The sequence below is a fragment of the Lebetimonas sp. JS138 genome, assembly GCF_000523335.1.
Classification (GTDB): Bacteria; Campylobacterota; Campylobacteria; order Campylobacterales; family Nautiliaceae; genus Lebetimonas.
The window spans coordinates 1-16,332 of sequence record NZ_ATHT01000003.1 but is presented as its reverse complement, the minus strand read 5'-3'; the positions used below and the strand labels follow the sequence as shown (position 1 = coordinate 16,332).

22 protein-coding genes are annotated in these 16,332 nt (G+C 31.0%); 4 read left to right on the top strand and 18 right to left on the bottom strand.

What is annotated here, in order from left to right; all coding sequences use genetic code 11:
* Positions 1-11: 11 nt before the first annotated feature.
* From DZ67_RS0109060 to queC, 4 genes are all read right to left on the bottom strand, one after another.
* Positions 12-2,036: an ATP-dependent helicase gene (locus tag DZ67_RS0109060; RefSeq protein ID WP_024791050.1), complete on the bottom strand. Its 2,025-nt coding sequence runs from the start codon at positions 2,034-2,036 to the stop codon at positions 12-14.
* A gap of 28 nt (positions 2,037-2,064) precedes the next feature.
* On the bottom strand, positions 2,065-2,433 hold the full coding sequence (fliW, locus tag DZ67_RS0109055) for a flagellar assembly protein FliW (protein WP_024788309.1): 369 nt from the start codon (positions 2,431-2,433) through the stop codon (positions 2,065-2,067).
* A gap of 9 nt (positions 2,434-2,442) precedes the next feature.
* On the bottom strand, positions 2,443-3,282 hold the full coding sequence (argB, locus tag DZ67_RS0109050; RefSeq protein ID WP_024788308.1) for an acetylglutamate kinase: 840 nt from the start codon (positions 3,280-3,282) through the stop codon (positions 2,443-2,445).
* Positions 3,283-3,386: 104 nt separating this feature from the next.
* Positions 3,387-4,058 (bottom strand): 7-cyano-7-deazaguanine synthase QueC, encoded by a 672-nt coding sequence (gene queC / locus DZ67_RS0109040; RefSeq protein WP_024791049.1) that lies wholly within the window; start codon positions 4,056-4,058, stop codon positions 3,387-3,389.
* A gap of 78 nt (positions 4,059-4,136) precedes the next feature.
* Between queC and ybeY the strand changes: the two genes are divergently transcribed.
* Positions 4,137-4,550, top strand: coding sequence for an rRNA maturation RNase YbeY (gene ybeY, locus DZ67_RS0109035; RefSeq protein WP_024791048.1), 414 nt, complete (start codon positions 4,137-4,139; stop codon positions 4,548-4,550).
* Here the strand turns inward: ybeY and DZ67_RS0109030 are convergent.
* The 5 genes from DZ67_RS0109030 to ppk2 form a co-directional block, all read right to left on the bottom strand.
* A complete protein-coding gene (locus DZ67_RS0109030) occupies positions 4,533-5,765 on the bottom strand; it encodes an RNA polymerase factor sigma-54 (protein ID WP_024788305.1) in 1,233 nt (410 codons plus the stop codon). The two genes, ybeY and DZ67_RS0109030, sit on opposite strands and share 18 nt — an antisense overlap.
* Entirely contained in the window at positions 5,762-6,481 is a 720-nt protein-coding gene (gene lptB / locus DZ67_RS0109025; protein ID WP_024788304.1) for an LPS export ABC transporter ATP-binding protein, read from the bottom strand. The genes DZ67_RS0109030 and lptB overlap by 4 nt, the downstream gene beginning before the upstream one ends.
* Positions 6,466-6,879, bottom strand: a complete 414-nt coding sequence (tsaE, locus tag DZ67_RS0109020; protein ID WP_024788303.1) for a tRNA (adenosine(37)-N6)-threonylcarbamoyltransferase complex ATPase subunit type 1 TsaE — start codon at positions 6,877-6,879, stop codon at positions 6,466-6,468. Before tsaE ends, lptB begins: the two co-directional genes overlap by 16 nt.
* A 13-nt stretch (positions 6,880-6,892) precedes the next feature.
* Positions 6,893-7,876: an anthranilate phosphoribosyltransferase gene (gene trpD, locus DZ67_RS0109015; RefSeq protein WP_024788302.1), complete on the bottom strand. Its 984-nt coding sequence runs from the start codon at positions 7,874-7,876 to the stop codon at positions 6,893-6,895.
* Positions 7,877-7,984: 108 nt separating this feature from the next.
* Positions 7,985-8,890, bottom strand: a complete 906-nt coding sequence (gene ppk2, locus DZ67_RS0109010) for a polyphosphate kinase 2 (RefSeq protein ID WP_024788301.1) — start codon at positions 8,888-8,890, stop codon at positions 7,985-7,987.
* A gap of 110 nt (positions 8,891-9,000) precedes the next feature.
* Between ppk2 and DZ67_RS0109005 the strand changes: the two genes are divergently transcribed.
* Entirely contained in the window at positions 9,001-9,663 is a 663-nt protein-coding gene (locus tag DZ67_RS0109005) for a ParA family protein (protein WP_024788300.1), read from the top strand.
* Here the strand turns inward: DZ67_RS0109005 and DZ67_RS0109000 are convergent.
* From DZ67_RS0109000 to DZ67_RS0108975, 6 genes are read right to left on the bottom strand one after another with little or no spacing between them, the layout of a single operon-like run.
* Entirely contained in the window at positions 9,656-10,516 is an 861-nt protein-coding gene (locus DZ67_RS0109000; RefSeq protein WP_024788299.1) for a polyprenyl synthetase family protein, read from the bottom strand. The genes DZ67_RS0109005 and DZ67_RS0109000 overlap by 8 nt on opposite strands.
* Before the next feature lies 1 nt (position 10,517).
* Positions 10,518-10,895, bottom strand: a complete 378-nt coding sequence (locus DZ67_RS0108995) for a hypothetical protein (protein WP_024788298.1) — start codon at positions 10,893-10,895, stop codon at positions 10,518-10,520.
* Positions 10,888-11,154, bottom strand: coding sequence for a DUF2018 family protein (locus DZ67_RS0108990; protein ID WP_024788297.1), 267 nt, complete (start codon positions 11,152-11,154; stop codon positions 10,888-10,890). The genes DZ67_RS0108995 and DZ67_RS0108990 overlap by 8 nt, the downstream gene beginning before the upstream one ends.
* A gap of 31 nt (positions 11,155-11,185) precedes the next feature.
* Positions 11,186-11,617, bottom strand: a complete 432-nt coding sequence (locus DZ67_RS0108985; protein WP_024791047.1) for a hypothetical protein — start codon at positions 11,615-11,617, stop codon at positions 11,186-11,188.
* Positions 11,598-12,734 carry an MFS transporter gene (locus DZ67_RS0108980; protein ID WP_024791995.1) on the bottom strand — a complete coding sequence of 379 codons (1,137 nt, stop codon included), beginning with the start codon at positions 12,732-12,734 and terminating at the stop codon, positions 11,598-11,600. The genes DZ67_RS0108985 and DZ67_RS0108980 overlap by 20 nt, the downstream gene beginning before the upstream one ends.
* A gap of 1 nt (position 12,735) precedes the next feature.
* The gene (locus DZ67_RS0108975; protein WP_024788294.1) at positions 12,736-13,089 is read right to left on the bottom strand and encodes a diacylglycerol kinase; all 354 of its coding nucleotides are present in this window, start codon (positions 13,087-13,089) and stop codon (positions 12,736-12,738) included.
* 67 nt (positions 13,090-13,156) lie between these two features.
* Between DZ67_RS0108975 and DZ67_RS0108970 the strand changes: the two genes are divergently transcribed.
* Positions 13,157-14,116 carry a radical SAM protein gene (locus DZ67_RS0108970; RefSeq protein WP_035907612.1) on the top strand — a complete coding sequence of 320 codons (960 nt, stop codon included), beginning with the start codon at positions 13,157-13,159 and terminating at the stop codon, positions 14,114-14,116.
* On the opposite strand, the gene DZ67_RS0108965 is transcribed toward DZ67_RS0108970, so the two are convergent.
* From DZ67_RS0108965 to DZ67_RS0108955, 3 genes are read right to left on the bottom strand one after another with little or no spacing between them, the layout of a single operon-like run.
* Positions 14,113-14,592 carry a permease gene (locus tag DZ67_RS0108965; protein WP_024788292.1) on the bottom strand — a complete coding sequence of 160 codons (480 nt, stop codon included), beginning with the start codon at positions 14,590-14,592 and terminating at the stop codon, positions 14,113-14,115. The two genes, DZ67_RS0108970 and DZ67_RS0108965, sit on opposite strands and share 4 nt — an antisense overlap.
* Complete coding sequence (locus DZ67_RS0108960; RefSeq protein ID WP_024788291.1) at positions 14,589-15,011, bottom strand: hypothetical protein; 423 nt, start codon at positions 15,009-15,011, stop codon at positions 14,589-14,591. The genes DZ67_RS0108965 and DZ67_RS0108960 overlap by 4 nt, the downstream gene beginning before the upstream one ends.
* Positions 15,008-15,880 (bottom strand): LysR substrate-binding domain-containing protein, encoded by an 873-nt coding sequence (locus tag DZ67_RS0108955; RefSeq protein WP_024788290.1) that lies wholly within the window; start codon positions 15,878-15,880, stop codon positions 15,008-15,010. Before DZ67_RS0108955 ends, DZ67_RS0108960 begins: the two co-directional genes overlap by 4 nt.
* Positions 15,881-15,977: 97 nt before the next feature.
* On the opposite strand from DZ67_RS0108955, the gene DZ67_RS0108950 reads away from it, so the two are divergent.
* The coding region (locus tag DZ67_RS0108950) for a putative sulfate exporter family transporter (RefSeq protein WP_024791994.1) at positions 15,978-16,332 on the top strand (355 nt) is incomplete at its 3' end.

Sequence of the window (16,332 nt, the reverse complement as noted above, 5' to 3'; positions counted from 1 at the left end):
CCTCTCACCACTCACCACTCACTTATATTATATCCCGCCTCACTTAAAAATCTGCTTGGAGCGTATTGTATATTTTTAATTCTGTCTCTTTTTGCCAGCATAAAAAAAAGTTTATCTTTCGCCCTTGTTACGGCTACATAAAAAAGGCGTCTTTCTTCTTCAATTCCCCCTGCCGGTTTTGAAAGTTTGATATTCGGAAATCTTTTTTCCATTAAATCCACGATATAAACTTCTTTAAATTCCAATCCTTTACTTGCATGCACCGTTAATAAATTGACACCCCTGCCTTCGCTCATTTCATTTCCCCCGAGCACCAATGCATTTATAAATTTTTCCAATGATGAATAATTTTTAAGTAAATTTTTTAAAATTTCCACTTTTCTTTTTATTGCATCTTTTTTTTCGTCATACAAAGCTGTATCTATTTTTCCGTTTTTGTCACGGGAACGCTCTTTTGCCAAATTTGAAATTATATGATCAAATATTTTGGAACGAATAAGTTCATTAAAAATAGAATGTGGGTTTTTTAAAATTTTTATTCTTTTTAAAAACAGATAAAAATTATATAAAAATTCGGCCCCTTCAATTCCAAGTTTGGGATGTTTTAAAATAGGATTTTCCAAAAATTTTTCCTCAAATCCCAAATTTTTAAATCTGCTTAAACTCCCCAGTTCTATAAAATCATCAAAAAGACCCAACTGATAAGATGTCTTTTTTGCTGTAAATATTTTTTTATTCAAATCCGGTTTTAAAAACCCTTCTATCACATTTCCGTTTCCCAAAACACTCAAAGCCTCAAATAAATCGGTTGCGATGGAATTTCCTATTCCTTTTGCATTTTCTACTATATGAATAAAAGACATAATATCTTTGGGATTTAAAATAAAATATAACATATCAAGGGTTATTTTGATTTCTTTTGATTCAAAAAAACCGACCCCGCCTTTTCTCCTGCATTCAACTCCTTTTTCTCTTAAAATAGCTTCTATTGCATCTGCCGATGAATTGTTTCTAAAAAGTACCGCTGTTTCGTCTTTTTTAGTAGTGGAATTTAAAATCCTGTTTGCTAAGTCTCTGTATTCCTCAAACGTATCGTTATAAATCAATACTTTTGGAAATTCTCCCGAATATCCCCTTGTCACTTCCAAACTTTTTGGATAAACTCTCGGATTATAGGCTATCACTTTATTTGCAATTGATAAAATTTCCCCGTAACTTCTGTAATTTTTCGTCAGTGTAAAAATTTTTGCATCATCATATCTTTCATCAAACGTGGAAATAATATTAATATCCGCTCCGTTAAAAGCATAAATACTCTGGTCGTAATCCCCGACACAAAAAAGATTTTTTTTAACATTTTCTATAAATTCGTTTTGTAGGGGATTGGTATCCTGGTATTCATCAACCAATACCTCCGTATATGGATTTTCAATTCCGTTTTTGAGCTCATTAATCATATATATTAACAATGAATCAAAATCAACAAGATTATGTTTTTTTTTAATTTCTTCATATTCCTCAAATATATCCTCATAAACAATTGAATATTCAAGCTGGCTGGGTGCTTTTTTTTCTAAAAAATTCTCAAAATTTTCTTCATTTGAATTTAAAAACATAGAATAAAGTTCAAAAAGATAATTGGCGCTGTAAGGCTTTTCTTCCCCCAATATTCTGTTAAAATCCCTTTTTGCATAAATAGAACGGAATAAAATCTTCATATCTTTAGGTGTTTTTAATACTATATTTTTATTTAATTTCCTTAACCATCTGTAACTTACGGCGTGAAATGTTCCTGCTTCAATATTTTTAGCACTCGGAATAAAGCGAGAAACCCTTTCTTTCATTTCATTTGCGGCTTTGTTTGTAAAGGTTAAAAGCAGTATTTCTTCCGGTTTTAAACCGTTTTGAAGCAGATATGCGATTCTTCCTATAATTGTTGAAGTTTTTCCCGTACCGGCACTCGCTATTACCAAATTATGACCAAGCGGAGCGCTTGCGGCGACAAATTGTTCTTTATTTAATTTCGATAAAGGCAAAAGCACCCTTTTTGGTGGAATTATACTATTATTCTTTTATAAATTCTCCTATTTTTGCATAACCTTCATTATCTAAAATAATCTGGGAACAGGTTTTGTTTGATTTATTAAAAATAAAAGGGGCTTTAAAATTAACAACCGCTTCTGTAATAGGCTCTTTCATTACAACATTGCAAAACACTTCTATATCAGAATTTTCATTCAAATCCAAAAGTACTTTTACATCGTTTGGCACTTCAAAATCAAAATTATTTTTTAAAATAAAAGGATTAATCAATGTAAATAAAACATTCCCTTTAACATCTTTTAAAACTGCAAACGTTTCATCAATCTTTTGAAGTTCCACTTCGTTTATTTTTTCAAATCCAAAAATCGGTTTTTTAACTGAAAATTTCATCATTTCTCCTTAATTTTTAATTTCTGTCCCTATTCCTTCGCTTGTTAATAATTCAAGCAAAATGGAATGCTCTATTCGCCCATCTATAATATGGGCTTTTTCAACCCCTTTTTCCACTGCATCAAGTGCAGCTTCAACTTTTGGAATCATTCCTCCGGCAATTGTGCCGTCTTTTTTTAAATTTTCTATTTCTTCTTTTGTAAGAGAAGAAATTAAATTTTTCTCTTTATCCAAAACTCCGGGCGTATCCGTTAAAAATATCACTTTTTTAGCTTTAAGGGAAGCGGCTATTTCACTTGCAGCGGTATCTGCATTGATATTATATCCCGGATGAGTTGCACTCTCCCCTGCCGCTATCGGCGCAATTACCGGAATTAAGTTTTCCAAAACCAATTTATTTATAAAAACCCCGTTAACCGAAGTAATTTTTCCGGTGTATCCCATTAAAGATTTAGCCCTCATAAAAGACATATCTTTTCCGTTTATACCTATTGCTTTTGCCCCGTGCTGATTTAACATATTCACTATTTCCTTATTAATTTCACCGCTTAATACCATTTCGGCAATTTTTATTGATTCTTTTGTAGTAACTCTTATTCCGTCTTTAAATTCAGTTTTTACATTCAGGGCGTTTAAAATTTCCGTAATTCTTTTGCCTCCGCCGTGGACAATAACAGGTTTTATCCCGACCATATAAAGCATAGTAATATCAATGGCAAAACTCTCTTTTAATCTTTCGTCAATCTGAGCCGCACCGCCGTATTTTATAACAATTGTTTTTCCGTAAAATTCCTTTATAAAAGGAAGGGCGTCAAGAAGTGTTTCAACCGTTTTTATCTTTTTTTGCATTTTATCCCTTTAAAAAATGAAATCTATAAATTCTTTTATTTCTTTAAAAAACTGTTTAAATAAATTATTTCTTATTTTTTTGTTAAATATTAAATTGCTTACCATTACAAACTCGTTTTATATTTAATAGGATCTTTTATTCCCGCCTTTTCAAAGCCCTTGAGCCTTAGTCTGCAACTGTCGCATACTCCGCAGGCCTCCTCTTCATTTTTATAGCAGCTCCAGGTAAGTTCAAGCGGCGCATTGACTTTAATGGCTTCTTTTACAATATCTTCTTTTTTTAGATGAATTAAAGGGGTTTTAATTTCAATAACGGTTTCAGGTTTCGTTCCGGCATTAATTGCATTTTGCATTTTTTTTATAAAATCTTCCCTGCAGTCCGGATAACCGCTGCTGTCTTCCTCCACAACCCCTATAAAAACGGCGCATGCTTTTTCTTTTTCCGCAATAGCTGCTGCAATTGAAAGAAATATACCGTTTCTAAACGGAACATATGTAATCGGAATTCCGGGTTTTATCCCCTCCGTCGGCACTTCAAGATGTGTATCCACAAGGGCGCTTGCCCCGATTTGGGTAAAAAAAGGCAAATCAATTATATACTTATTGGTAATTTTTGCAAATTCACAAATATCGTTAAATGCTTTTAATTCCCTTTTTTGGGTTCTTTGTCCATAATTAAAATGAACAGGTATTATGTCATATCCTTCTTTTTTTGCAATAAACAAAGCTGTAGTGGAATCCATTCCACCGCTCAAAATTACAACGGCTTTTTTCATTTTTACTCCTAATATTAAACACTGCCTTAATCAAAAATTTACATTATTTATTATAATTTTACTAAAAAAAGGAAAATAATGATAGATTTTGACAACAGGAGTAATTATAATTTTAATATAAACAAATTAAAACCGGTTTATGAATATCTCACAGATAAAGATATAGAACTGATTTTAACAGATAATAATGAAATTAAAGCTTTAAATAAAGAATACCGCAAACTGGATAAACCCACAGATGTATTAAGTTTTCCTCTTGAAAATATTCCCGGTATGCCACTTGGCAGTATTGTAATTTCAATTGATAAGGCAAAAGAAGGCTCTGTTAATTTTGGTCACTCAATTGATGAAGAAATAACACTGCTTTTTATCCACGGGCTTTTGCACCTGCTTGGATATGATCATGAAATTGACAACGGGGAGATGAGACAAAAAGAGGCTGAAATAATTAAAAAATTCAATCTGCCTGAAAGTTTAATTGTTAGAAGCTAAATTGATTTTATAAAGTTTTTTCCTCTCTCTGGAGCTGGGGATTTCAAGGGCGTCCCTGTATTTGGAAATAGTCCTTCTTACTAAATTAAGATTATATTTTTCATTTATAATATCCGTTAATTTATCGTCGCTTAAAGGCTTGCTTTTATTTTCATTTTTAATAAGCTCTTTTATTTCTTCTTTTATCTGTCTTGCTGAAATTTCTTCATCCAGGCCGAAAGAAAAAAAATTTTTAAGAGGTATTGTACCTTTGTCACATAAAAGATATTTGTTTGCAATAGCTCTGCTGATAGTGGAAGGCGCATATCCCAACTCATCAGCCAAATCTTTTATTTTCATGGGTTTTATAACTCCGCCTAAGAAAAATTCATACTGAATCTCAACAATCATAAGGGCAATTTTTTTTAAAGTCTCCTTTCTCATTTCAAGTGCTTCGACTATATTTCTCGCCTCTTTAAATTTTTCTTTTACATATTCATTGTTTAATTCTTTTTTATTTATATTTACTTCGGGATAATGTTCGTCATTTAGTTTTATTTCCAGATTTCCGTCATTATTTAAAACTATAATTTCAGGAATAATTTCCTCGTCCTTAAAAAATTCACCCGCAGGAATAATGTTAAGCTGTTTTATTACTTTTAAACTCTCTTCATAACCATCTTCATCAACATATCTGTCTATATGCTCCAAATCTTTTATTATGGCTTTTGAAAGTCTATATACCTTTTCATCTATATTCAGAGTTTCAATCTGAAAAAGCATAGCTTCTTTCATATCTTTTGCACCTACACCTGAGGGCTGTAGATAAATAAAACGTTTTCTTATTTTTTCCACTTTTTCAGGCTCCACACCTGTTTTTTGCGCTATTTTTTTAATATCACCTTCAAAATAACCTTCATTGTTTAAATCCTGGATAATTTCTAAAGCAATGCTTTTTGATTTCTGTGTAGGGAAAAAGTGGGAATTTTCTATCTGTTTTATCAATGTTTCATATAAAGTAGATTTAGAAGTGGTTAAAGCTTCTATTTCGTCAGTGTTGGCATTTTTAAGATTACTGATTGTAATAAATCTTTTGTTTTTAACCTCCAAAAAAGGATTTTCTTTTGAAATTTCATTTATTTCTTCAAACAAATCATCTACGCTTGCTTTTAAAAACGGTAAAAAATTCAGCAGTTTTGTAGAAAGTTTATTTGTTATTTTTGTTTTTAATTTCATAAAGAAAAATCCTCTCCCAAATAGCTTTTTCTGACTTCTTTATGAGATACAATTTCTTCGGCTTTGCCCTCAGTCAATATAAGTCCGTCTTTTAAAACATAGGCCCTGTCGCATATTGAAAGCGTCTCCCTGACATTATGGTCTGTAATAATTATACCGATATTTTCCTTTGAAAGAAAAGTTATCAGATGCTTAATGTCATTTACATTCACAGGGTCCACCCCGGCAAAAGGCTCATCAAGAAACAGAAATTTGGGTTTTACGACAAGAGCCCTTGCTATTTCCACCCTTCTTCTTTCACCTCCGCTCAAATTTATACCTTTTCTTTTTCTTATAGGCTCAATATTGAATTTTTCAAGCAAATCTTCCACCACTTTTTCTTTTTCTTTTTTGTCATAATATTCTTCCGCAACAATATATAAATTATCTTCAACACTCAAATCCCTGAAAATTGAGCTCTCCTGCGGCAGATAACCGATACCTAACCTGGCTTTTTTATATAAAGGGAGTTTTGTCACATCTTTGTTTTCATAAATAACTTCCCCGCTATCAGGTTTTAAAAGTCCGCAGATTAGATAAAAAGTTGTTGTTTTTCCGGCACCGTTAGGCCCGAGTAATCCTACAACCTCCCCTCTTTTAGCCTCAATGCTGACACCTTTTATAATTAAATTTTTTTTAAAAGATTTTTTAAGATTTTTTGCTATAAGTTTTGACATTCAAAAAGCCTTTTATCATTATCTATCGTAATTTTTATAAAAAGATATTCAATTCCGAAACTTTCCAAAACAGGGGTTAAATCTTCTCCCCATTCGATAAAATGATATCCCTCTTTTTCAAGTTCATCCAAAAGCCCGAGACTTAAAAATTCATTTACACCTTTATTGTATAAATCATAATGAAAAATTATGCCTTCATAAATATTTTGAATAGCAAAAGTGGGGGAAGTGGCATTTTCTTTTATACCCATCCTTTTGACAAACTCTTTAACAAGTGTGGTTTTTCCGCTTCCAAGAGTCCCGCTTAAAATAATAATATTTTTACCACTATTTTTTATACAATCAATTACATTTTTTAAATCTTCAATTGTTTTTATCTCAAATTTTCCATTTTCCATTATACATTTTCCATTATTTTAGTTTATTGCTGATTTCTATTATTTTTTTAAGATGTTTTACAGCCCTGCCGCTGTCAATCGCTTCGGCAGCCAAATTTAAACCTTCCTCAATTGATTTTGCTTTTCCGTCTACAAAAAGTGCGGCACCGGCATTTAATAAAACTGCTTCTCTTTTAGCATCCTTTATAACTCCTTCTAAAATTCCTCTGGTGATTTTTGCATTTTCTTTTGCATCTCCTCCTACTAAATCTTCTTTTTTCCCGTTGATTCCAAAACTTTCAGGTCTGATTGTTAAATCCTCTAATTTAACCCCGTTATAATAAACAGCTTTGGTTGGCGCTGCAACTGAAATTTCATCCATTCCGTCAAGACTGCTTACAACCATAGCCGAATTTATATCCATAAGAGTTAAGGCTGATGCAATTTTTTCCACAAAATCGGGAGAAAAAACTCCTAACAAATATTTTTTTGCTCCGGCGGGATTGGTAAGAGGACCTAAAATATTAAAAATAGTCCTATGACTCAAACTTTTTCTAATTGGCATAATATATTTCATTGCCGGATGATGATTTATTGCAAAAATAAATGTAAAGTGAGCCTCTTCTAACATTTTTACCTGATTTTGGGGAGTCAGATTAAGATTAATTCCTAAAGCTTCAAGCATATCCGCACTTCCGGACTTACTTGTAATGCTTCTGTTTCCGTGTTTTGCCACAACACTTCCAAGAGATGATATTAAAAGGGCTGTTGTGGAAGAAATATTAAAACTGTTGGATTTATCCCCGCCCGTTCCTACAATATCAATTAATTTGTCTCTTAGTTCATCACTCACAGGGAGTTTAACGGAATGCTCTCTCATAACATCAGCGGCGGCGGCTATTTCGCTGGGGCTTTCCCCTTTTTTATAGAGTTCAATCAAAAAATCTTTTGCTTCATCTTCTCTCATTTCATTATTAAAAAGTTTCTCAAATTTTTCTCTTGCCTCATTATACTCCATTTATTCTCCTTATTAAAAATTTTTAACTTGGAACTTGGCAACTTGGCTACTCACCACTCACCATTCACCATTCACTATTTTCACCATTTTCACACTTTCACTCTCAATTTAGCTTACAAACTTTCCGCTTCTGATTCTGTCCGCTTCCATAATCTCAATTTCCCTTGCACCGCTTACGACTATTCCTTCATCAGGCACATAATTAAGTTCATTGTTGCGCTCTTTATAATCAACGGCATTTAAAATTACTTTCATAGCATTTAACCTTGCCAAATGCTTATCATCACTTCTGATAACAGTCCAAGGGGCGTAATGCGTGTGAGTTGCTTTTAGCATTTTATATTTCATTTCTGTAAATTCATCCCATTTATCCTGTGCCTGCAGGTCTATTTCACTTAGTTTCCACTGCCTCAAAGGGTCTCTTCTTCTTTTCTCAAACCTTTTAGCCTGTTCTTCTTTTGAAATTGAAAGATATATCTTAACTAAAATTGTCCCTTCCATTACAAGGGATTTTTCAAACATAGGGCATTCTTCAATAAAAGTTTCATACTGCTGCTGAGTGCAAAATCCAAAAACGGGTTCAACCATTGCCCTGTTGTACCAGCTACGGTCAAACAATACCATTTCTCCGCCTCTTGGAAACTGTTCTACATATCTTTGAAAATACCATTGGGTTTTTTGAACATCGCTCGGTTTACCAAGGGCAACCACACGGTAGTGTTTTTCGTTCATATATCTGACAATTCTTCTAATAGTCCCGCCTTTTCCCGCTGCGTCTCTTCCTTCAAACAAAACAACCATTCTTACAGAATTTTCTTCCAAATAATTTTGCAGTTTTATAAGCTCGGCCTGATATGGCTTTAACTGCTGTTCCTGCAAATATTTTTTTAACGCTTTTTTATTGGAATATTTTAACTCAACATAATCATTTATCAAATCATCCAGTTTCATTTTTTTATTGCCGACTAATACATATTCCGGATTTTTAATTTCATTTATGTTAATTTCCTGCATTTACAACCCCCGGTATTTTTTGATATTATACCAATTAACAAGTGAAAAGTTAAAATTGAAAAATGAAAAAATGTCACTTTATACTTTTAATTTTTAAAAAGGGGATTTTATTGATTATAGCCATTTATAATATAAAAGGAGGCGTGGGCAAAACCACAACATCTGTTAATTTAACATATGCGGCTGCCAAAAACAGTAAAGTTTTATTATGGGACTTAGACATTCAGGGAGCTAGCAGTTATTTTTTTAATAAAAATCCGAAAAAAAGAAAAATTTATAAAAAGCCTGTAGAAAAAATAATCAAAAATACAAAATACAGCAATATCTACATAATTCCAGCAGACACTTCACTTGAAAGATATAAAAATTCGATAAAAACAATACTTCAGGACATAAAAAACTTATATGATATAATAATCATAGACGCCCCTGCGGTTTTAAGCCCCCTTACAAAAGACATCGTAAAATATTCGGACATTGTAATTGTTCCGGTTCTTCCCAATATTTTATCACTAAGGACTTATAACCAGCTGGTAAAAGAGAATTTAAATAAAAACATTAAACTTTTTGTAAACGCCTTTGAAAGAAAGCCCACGCACAGGGAAATTATAAAATGTATTTTAAAGCTTCCTAAATCACAGTATCTTAAAACGTATATTCCAAAAGACGAAAGAATCGAGAGAATGGCTGTTGATAAAATGAGCGTAGTGGAAAAATATCCCAAAGACAAAATATCAAGAGCCTATGAAAAACTTTTAAAAGAGATTATTTAGACCTGTTTACAATTTTATCCGCCAGAATTTCTAATTTTTGTATATTATATTTTTCAATTGCTTTTTTAGCACTGTCCACCAAATTTTTGGCTTCCAGCAGACATTTTTCTATAATCAAATCCTCTTGCATTTTCTCTTTTATCCAGTTTTTTTCATTTTCATTTAAATCTTTTTTAAACAGTGAAACCAATTTTTCTTTTTCTTCATTATTTAATCTTTCAAACAGATAAATATAAGGAAGCGTGGTTTTTCCTTCTTTAAAATCATGCATATTTGGTTTTCCAAGCGTTTTTTCATCCTGGGTAATATCCAAAACATCATCAACTATCTGAAAAGCAAGCCCTATGTTTTTACCGTACAATCCGAAATCGTTTTCATCAAAACCTTTTGTAAGTGCAGCCGCCCTGCATGCCGCTTCAATCAATGAAGCTGTTTTTTTATAAATCATCTGCATATATTTATTTTTATCAAGGTTTATTTTGTTTGAGAGTTTCACATCTTCAAGCTCTCCCTGAGAAAGCAAATATACTGCATTTGAAATAATTTTGGCTATTTTTTCACCAAAATCAACAAGTTCGTAAAAAGCCCTTGAATAAATAATATCCCCAAGCATAACAGCACTAAATTCCCCGTATTTTGCATTAATGGATTTCACACCTCTTCGTATGTCGGCTTCGTCAATCACATCATCATGCAATAAACTTGCCAAATGCACTGCTTCTACCACAGCGGCCAGTTTTTCAGCCTCAGGGTTTATAATTGTTATCAGTTTACCCCTGACGCCTTTTCCTTTTTGTATATCTTTATATTCTTCAAAATCCCTAAACATATCATCTAAAATATCAAAATACATTTTATTCCTTTAAATCCGCTTTTACTTTTTTACCGTTAAACAGATATATTGTAAATATTGCAATTTTACCATTAAAACCGTCAAATTTTATATAAAAATATGGATAATTATCGGGAATTTTGGCAACGGGAACTTTAAATGCGTTTTGGGAAAAAACCTGCTGAAGCTCAACCTGTCCTGGAAAATTATCATATCTGTATAAAACGGTAATAATATCGTTGATATATAAAGTCCATCTCATCTCAAACGGATAAACTTTCTTTAAATAATAAACATCCATTTTAAAAAGCTGGTCTTTTTTTAATTTAACAGTATGCGGGAATCTGAGAGGCACAGCCAAAAGAAAAAGAGGTAAAAATAATAAAAAAATTTTATTCATTTTTTGTCAGAATCTTTGACATGGTATCAATATACAAATCATTTTGCATCTCTTCAAATTCATCAGATTTATTGAAAACAACCTCGTTTATTTTTTGATCCACTTCATCCCCAAAACTCTCTTCAGCCAAAATTTCCAATGCTGCAAGCCTTTTGAACACGTCTTCCAATTCGTCAATTACTAAATTTTTATTTGCATTAAAAACAATTTCAAAAAATTTGTCTTTGGGTGTTTTGTTTTCATCAAAAAAATCATTCATAATAAACCTTTTTTTTATTTAATTTAACATATTAAATCAATTTTTGCAAATTATTTTCAATTTCTTCTATTTCTTTTTCATCTAAAACCGATTTTAATTCCTGAATAAAAAGACCTTTTTCTTTTTTAAAATAAGCCCTTAAAATTTCTTCAAAATCATCAAATTTCAAAAACGCATCCATACTTTTTTCCACACATTTTGCTTTCATAAAATCCAGCATCCTAAAAAGGATATCCCTTACTAATTTGTTTTTCAAAACAAATTTTTTAGCTTTTTCATTTGTAACAGAATAAAACTGTAAATTAAAATGATAATCTAATTCACTTCTTATATCTTTAATTAAATCCATTAATTCTTCATAAAAGGCATCCTGATTTTCCAAATTAAAATTATCCCTTAAAAATTTCATTTTTTTATAAATATCTTTTATCTCTTTTTGATGTTCAATTATCGGTTTTAACATAAATCTCCTTTATAATAAAATATAAAAACACAACACATAAACCTGTTAAGGAAAAATAAAGGGCTTTCATTTCCCCGAAAAACTGCCAGATATTTCCTATAACACCTGCCCCAAGAGCTCCGCTTATTGCGACACCTCCGTAAAATATACCATAAACGGTTGATTTATTCACTGCAAACTTTGAAATATAACTCCTTATTGCATTTAAGCTTGAAACCGTAAAAAGATACAAAAATATAAAAGCTAAAACAATTTCATTGTATAAAAGCATAAGCATAGAAAGAATTCCAAATACAAAACCTATAGACAAAATACTTTTACTGCCGATTTTATCTATCTGAATTCCAAAATAATAACTTGAAACTGTCTGAGTAAAATTATAAAGCACTATAAATAAAGGAATAAAAGCCATATCAATTCCTGCTTCCTTAGCTTTTATTATAAAAAACGAATCGTTAAACATAAAAAAAATAAACAGAAAATATATAACTAAAATTCCAAGAAGTTTTCTGTCTTTTGAAAAATCAAATTCTGTTTTTTTTCTTTTGTACGGGGCGTCATTCACAAAAAAAGCGACAATTATTACCGCTATGATTCCCGGTATCAATGTAAATACAAAAATATCCCTGAAAATATTTTCATTTTTCCCCAGATAATAAAGAGCCAAAAAAGCAATCACAGCCCCGCTCATTTCACCCGCGACGTCAAGCATTTTATGAAAACCGAAACTTTTTCCACTTTTAGCTCCGCTGTAAGCGCTGATTAAACTGTCTTTGCTCGCCGCCCTTATCGCCTTTCCCATTCTCTCAAGAGCCCTTAAAAGGGCTATGCTTTTATAAGTATGTGAAAAATAAAGCAAAGGTTTTGTAACGGCCGAAATTATATAACCTGTAACAACAAACGGTTTTACAATCTGATATCTGTCGGATAAAAAACCAAAAAAAATTCTGAAAATATATGACACAAAAGTTGCAATTGCAACGACATATCCCAGTTTATCAACACCTTCGTTTAAAACGTAAACAATAAAAAGAGGCAAAATAGAAGTAACCATACTGCTTGCCATATCCGTAAAAAAACTTACAAACCCTAAAGCCACAATATTTTTATTTATCATTTTAACTCCAAAAATAAATTATAAACCCTCCCCAGACAAAAACAGGTATAAAAACACTTACAAAAACCCCAAATGCGGAAATATCTTTTGCTTTTTTCGCCAAATGATGAAAATCTTCGCTTGCCAAATCGACCGTTTTTTCTATAGCTGTGTTAAAAATTTCCGCAATAACCGGGAAAAGCATACTTGAAAACATAAATATTTTCGCCCACAAAGGATAAGGAAGTATTACCAATACAACACTCATCAAAACAAAAAAGAATATTTCTATTTTGAAAGAAACTTCTTTAAATACTTCTTTTGCACCGTCCATTGCATATAAAAAATTGTTTTTTAAAGAATATTTCGGTTTCATTTTTTTCTTTTTTTATGAAATTATACTATGTTATAATTTTAAATATTAAAAATTTGAAAGCTTAAAAATGGATATAAACAAACTGACATACGGGCCTGTTCCTTCAAGAAGACTTGGAAGAAGTCTGGGAATAAACAATATTCCTGCAAAAATATGTTCATATGCGTGTATTTACTGCCAGCTGGGAAACACTTTAAAAATGAGCATTGAAAGAAAATCTTTTTATAATCCTGAGGATATTTATTTAAGTGCAAAAAAAAGGATTTCTTCTTTAAAAGAAAAAAACGAAAAAATTGATTATCTTGCATTTGTGCCCGACGGAGAACCTACTTTAGACATAAATCTAGCCAAAGAAGCGAACCTTTTAAAAGAATTTAACATAAAACTTGCAATAATAACCAACGGTTCTTTAATGTACAGGGAAGATGTGCAAAACGATTTAATGCAATTTGAGTGGGTCAGTTTAAAAGTTGATTTCGCAGTTAAATCCGTCTGGAAAAAAATAGACAGACCCCACGGAAAATTGAATTTTGAAGATATAAAAAAAGGATATATTGATTTTTCAAAAAAATACAAAGGTTTATTAAATACCGAAACAATGCTTGTAAAAAACATAAATGACGATGAAGAATCCCTTAAAAAAACAGCCGGATTTATAAAAACTTTAAATCCTAATAAAGCCTATATTTCAATTCCAATAAGACCTCCGGCAGAAAATAATATTCAAATTCCGGATGAAGAAGATATAAACAGAGCATATTTAATTTTCAATGATTACGGGTTAAACACCGAACTTTTAGTTCAATACGAAGGAGATAATTTTACATATACAAATGATTTTGAAAAAGACATCCTTGCCATTACATCAGTGCATCCGATAAGAGAAGACGCACTTGAGAAATTTTTAAAAAAATCCAATGCCTCATGGCAGAATGTTGAAAATCTTATAAAAAAACAGTTAATAAAAAAAACTTTTTACAACAACCATTATTATTTTTCAAGAATTTTAAAAAAAGAAGCTGTTTAATTCTTAAAAATTTTATCAATAATCAGCCCTTCCATCAGTGCCGCAATCAGTGTATACAAAGAAATAAAAAAAGTAAATTTCCAGCCGAAATAATTTAGCATAACAGGAAGAAGCGGAACTTTTATAGCCCTTGCATAAAAAAAAGTTGCAATATATCCGTAATTTAAACCTTTTTTTATCAAATTTTCAATCAGAGGATACCATCCGTACATTGGACCGTGGGAAACAACACCCGCAATTAAAGCTATAAAATATCCCATTTTTTTATTTGAAAAATATTTAATCAGTTTTTTAGGGCTTACAAAATAATTTATAATAGCCGTTATTAAAACCACTACCAATAAAATCGGTATTATTCTTATTAAAATTTTTTCACTTTTTTCCAAAGCAAAAACAAATTTATCATAATTGAAAACAGCAACAATTGTATATACAACTATAACACTTGTTAAAAATTTTATTCCACGAAAATTCAATTTATTGACTTTAGTGTCAATACAACAGACACAGAAACAATAATGGTAAAAATAAAGGAGAGTAGATTTCTGTAAACTGTAAATTTAACACTTAAAATCTCAGCTTCCGCCGGAAGCTGGACAATACCAAGAGTTACCCATGCCAGAATGAAAGAGCTCACAGCATACATTGAGACCCCTTCTTTTAACAGTTCTCCGCCTATAATATAACTGACAATCGCCTGCCCCACGGCCACAGCCCCCGCAACAGTTCCGCTAAGCGTATCCGTTACAGGATTTCCGCTAAAAAAAGAAGCCAATAAATCTTTTGATACAAAAACCTGAAAAAGCCCCACAAGCCCGATTACTGCTAAAAAAAGAGGGAGCATAAAAATTAGCTCTTTAAAAGAATTTTTTAAAATAAAAAAAAATCTTTTCATTGAATGGTCTTTAAATTCTTTTTTATAAATTCACTAAATTTTTCGAATATTTTGGTTTTTATTTTATTTTTATGATAAACAAGATAAAAATCCCTTTTTAAATTTAAATTCTTTATTTTTATTTTAAATAATTCACCTCTTTTTATTTCTTCTTTAACAGCATATTCGGAAATACAGGTTATTACATCAGGATTTTTTAAAAGCATTTTTATTTCGCTTATTGAGTTTGTTTCATAAAAAACAGGTAAATCGATATCATAAATTGCATTTAAAAACATTTCTCTTGTACCGGAACCAGTTTCTCTTAAAATCCATCTTTTATTGAAAAGTTCATCTATAAAGTATTCTTTTTTTAATTTTTTATCACTGCTTACAATTATCAGCCTGTCCTCCCCGATTTTTTCTCTGATTATGTTTTTATTTTCAATTTCACTTTCAATAAAACCAAAATCGCTTTTTCCCTCAAGAATGGAATTAACAATAAATTTTGAATTTTCATTTTTTTTATTTATTGAAATTTTGGGATAATTTTGTTTAAATTTATAAATAATTTCAGGTAAAACAAAACTTCCTATGGTTTTACTGGCAATAATATTCATTTCTCCTATTAAATTATTTTCATTGAAAAGATGCTTGGCATCTATTAACTCGGTATAATTTTTATATGTTTTTTCTTTAAAAACACGGCCGTATTCATTTAAAACAAGTTTTTTTCCGATTCTGTTAAATAAATTAACTCCCAAATCCTCTTCAAGGGATTTTAATGCAAGTGATACCGCACTTTGAGAAATATTTAATCTTTTGGCAACCGCACTAGGAGAATTATATTTGCAAAGTTCGTAAAATATATTCAATTCTTTAAGGGTCATTTTTTATCCATTAATTTTTTTAATTATTTTAACAAATTTTTTTAATTTTTTAAACCTAAAACAAATATTTATAATTTCACAAAAAAAAAGGAGTTATATGTTTACAAAAACCCAATTACCCCATACACTAAACGGAATTTTATTTGTGGGGCTGTTTTCAACTGCAGCATGGTATATTGCAAGTTTTTCTTTTTTTAAAAATTTAGGACTTTCACCTTTGATTATAGGTATAGTTATAGGAGCTTTTTATGCAAATACCTTGAGAAATCATCTGCCCCAAGAATGGAATCCTGGAATTAATTTTTCAACAAAAACCCTGCTTAGGGCCGCTATCATATTTTACGGATTCAGAATCACATTTCAAAACATAGCGGCTGTAGGAATTCCTGGAATTTTCGCATCTACTATGATTGTAACTTTTACATTTATTATCCTGTCTCTTATACACATCT

Coding starts and splice junctions, on each gene's coding strand:
- fliW (WP_024788309.1), bottom strand. CDS start 2,433: ATGAAATTTTCAGTTAAAAAACCGATTTTTGGATTTGAAAAAATAAAC.
- argB (WP_024788308.1), bottom strand. CDS start 3,282: ATGCAAAAAAAGATAAAAACGGTTGAAACACTTCTTGACGCCCTTCCT.
- queC (WP_024791049.1), bottom strand. CDS start 4,058: ATGAAAAAAGCCGTTGTAATTTTGAGCGGTGGAATGGATTCCACTACA.
- ybeY (WP_024791048.1), top strand. CDS start 4,137: ATGATAGATTTTGACAACAGGAGTAATTATAATTTTAATATAAACAAA.
- DZ67_RS0109030 (WP_024788305.1), bottom strand. CDS start 5,765: ATGAAATTAAAAACAAAAATAACAAATAAACTTTCTACAAAACTGCTG.
- lptB (WP_024788304.1), bottom strand. CDS start 6,481: ATGTCAAAACTTATAGCAAAAAATCTTAAAAAATCTTTTAAAAAAAAT.
- tsaE (WP_024788303.1), bottom strand. CDS start 6,879: ATGGAAAATGGAAAATTTGAGATAAAAACAATTGAAGATTTAAAAAAT.
- trpD (WP_024788302.1), bottom strand. CDS start 7,876: ATGGAGTATAATGAGGCAAGAGAAAAATTTGAGAAACTTTTTAATAAT.
- ppk2 (WP_024788301.1), bottom strand. CDS start 8,890: ATGCAGGAAATTAACATAAATGAAATTAAAAATCCGGAATATGTATTA.
- DZ67_RS0109000 (WP_024788299.1), bottom strand. CDS start 10,516: ATGTATTTTGATATTTTAGATGATATGTTTAGGGATTTTGAAGAATAT.
- DZ67_RS0108995 (WP_024788298.1), bottom strand. CDS start 10,895: ATGAATAAAATTTTTTTATTATTTTTACCTCTTTTTCTTTTGGCTGTG.
- DZ67_RS0108990 (WP_024788297.1), bottom strand. CDS start 11,154: ATGAATGATTTTTTTGATGAAAACAAAACACCCAAAGACAAATTTTTT.
- DZ67_RS0108985 (WP_024791047.1), bottom strand. CDS start 11,617: ATGTTAAAACCGATAATTGAACATCAAAAAGAGATAAAAGATATTTAT.
- DZ67_RS0108980 (WP_024791995.1), bottom strand. CDS start 12,734: ATGATAAATAAAAATATTGTGGCTTTAGGGTTTGTAAGTTTTTTTACG.
- DZ67_RS0108975 (WP_024788294.1), bottom strand. CDS start 13,089: ATGAAACCGAAATATTCTTTAAAAAACAATTTTTTATATGCAATGGAC.
- DZ67_RS0108970 (WP_035907612.1), top strand. CDS start 13,157: ATGGATATAAACAAACTGACATACGGGCCTGTTCCTTCAAGAAGACTT.
- DZ67_RS0108960 (WP_024788291.1), bottom strand. CDS start 15,011: ATGAAAAGATTTTTTTTTATTTTAAAAAATTCTTTTAAAGAGCTAATT.
- DZ67_RS0108955 (WP_024788290.1), bottom strand. CDS start 15,880: ATGACCCTTAAAGAATTGAATATATTTTACGAACTTTGCAAATATAAT.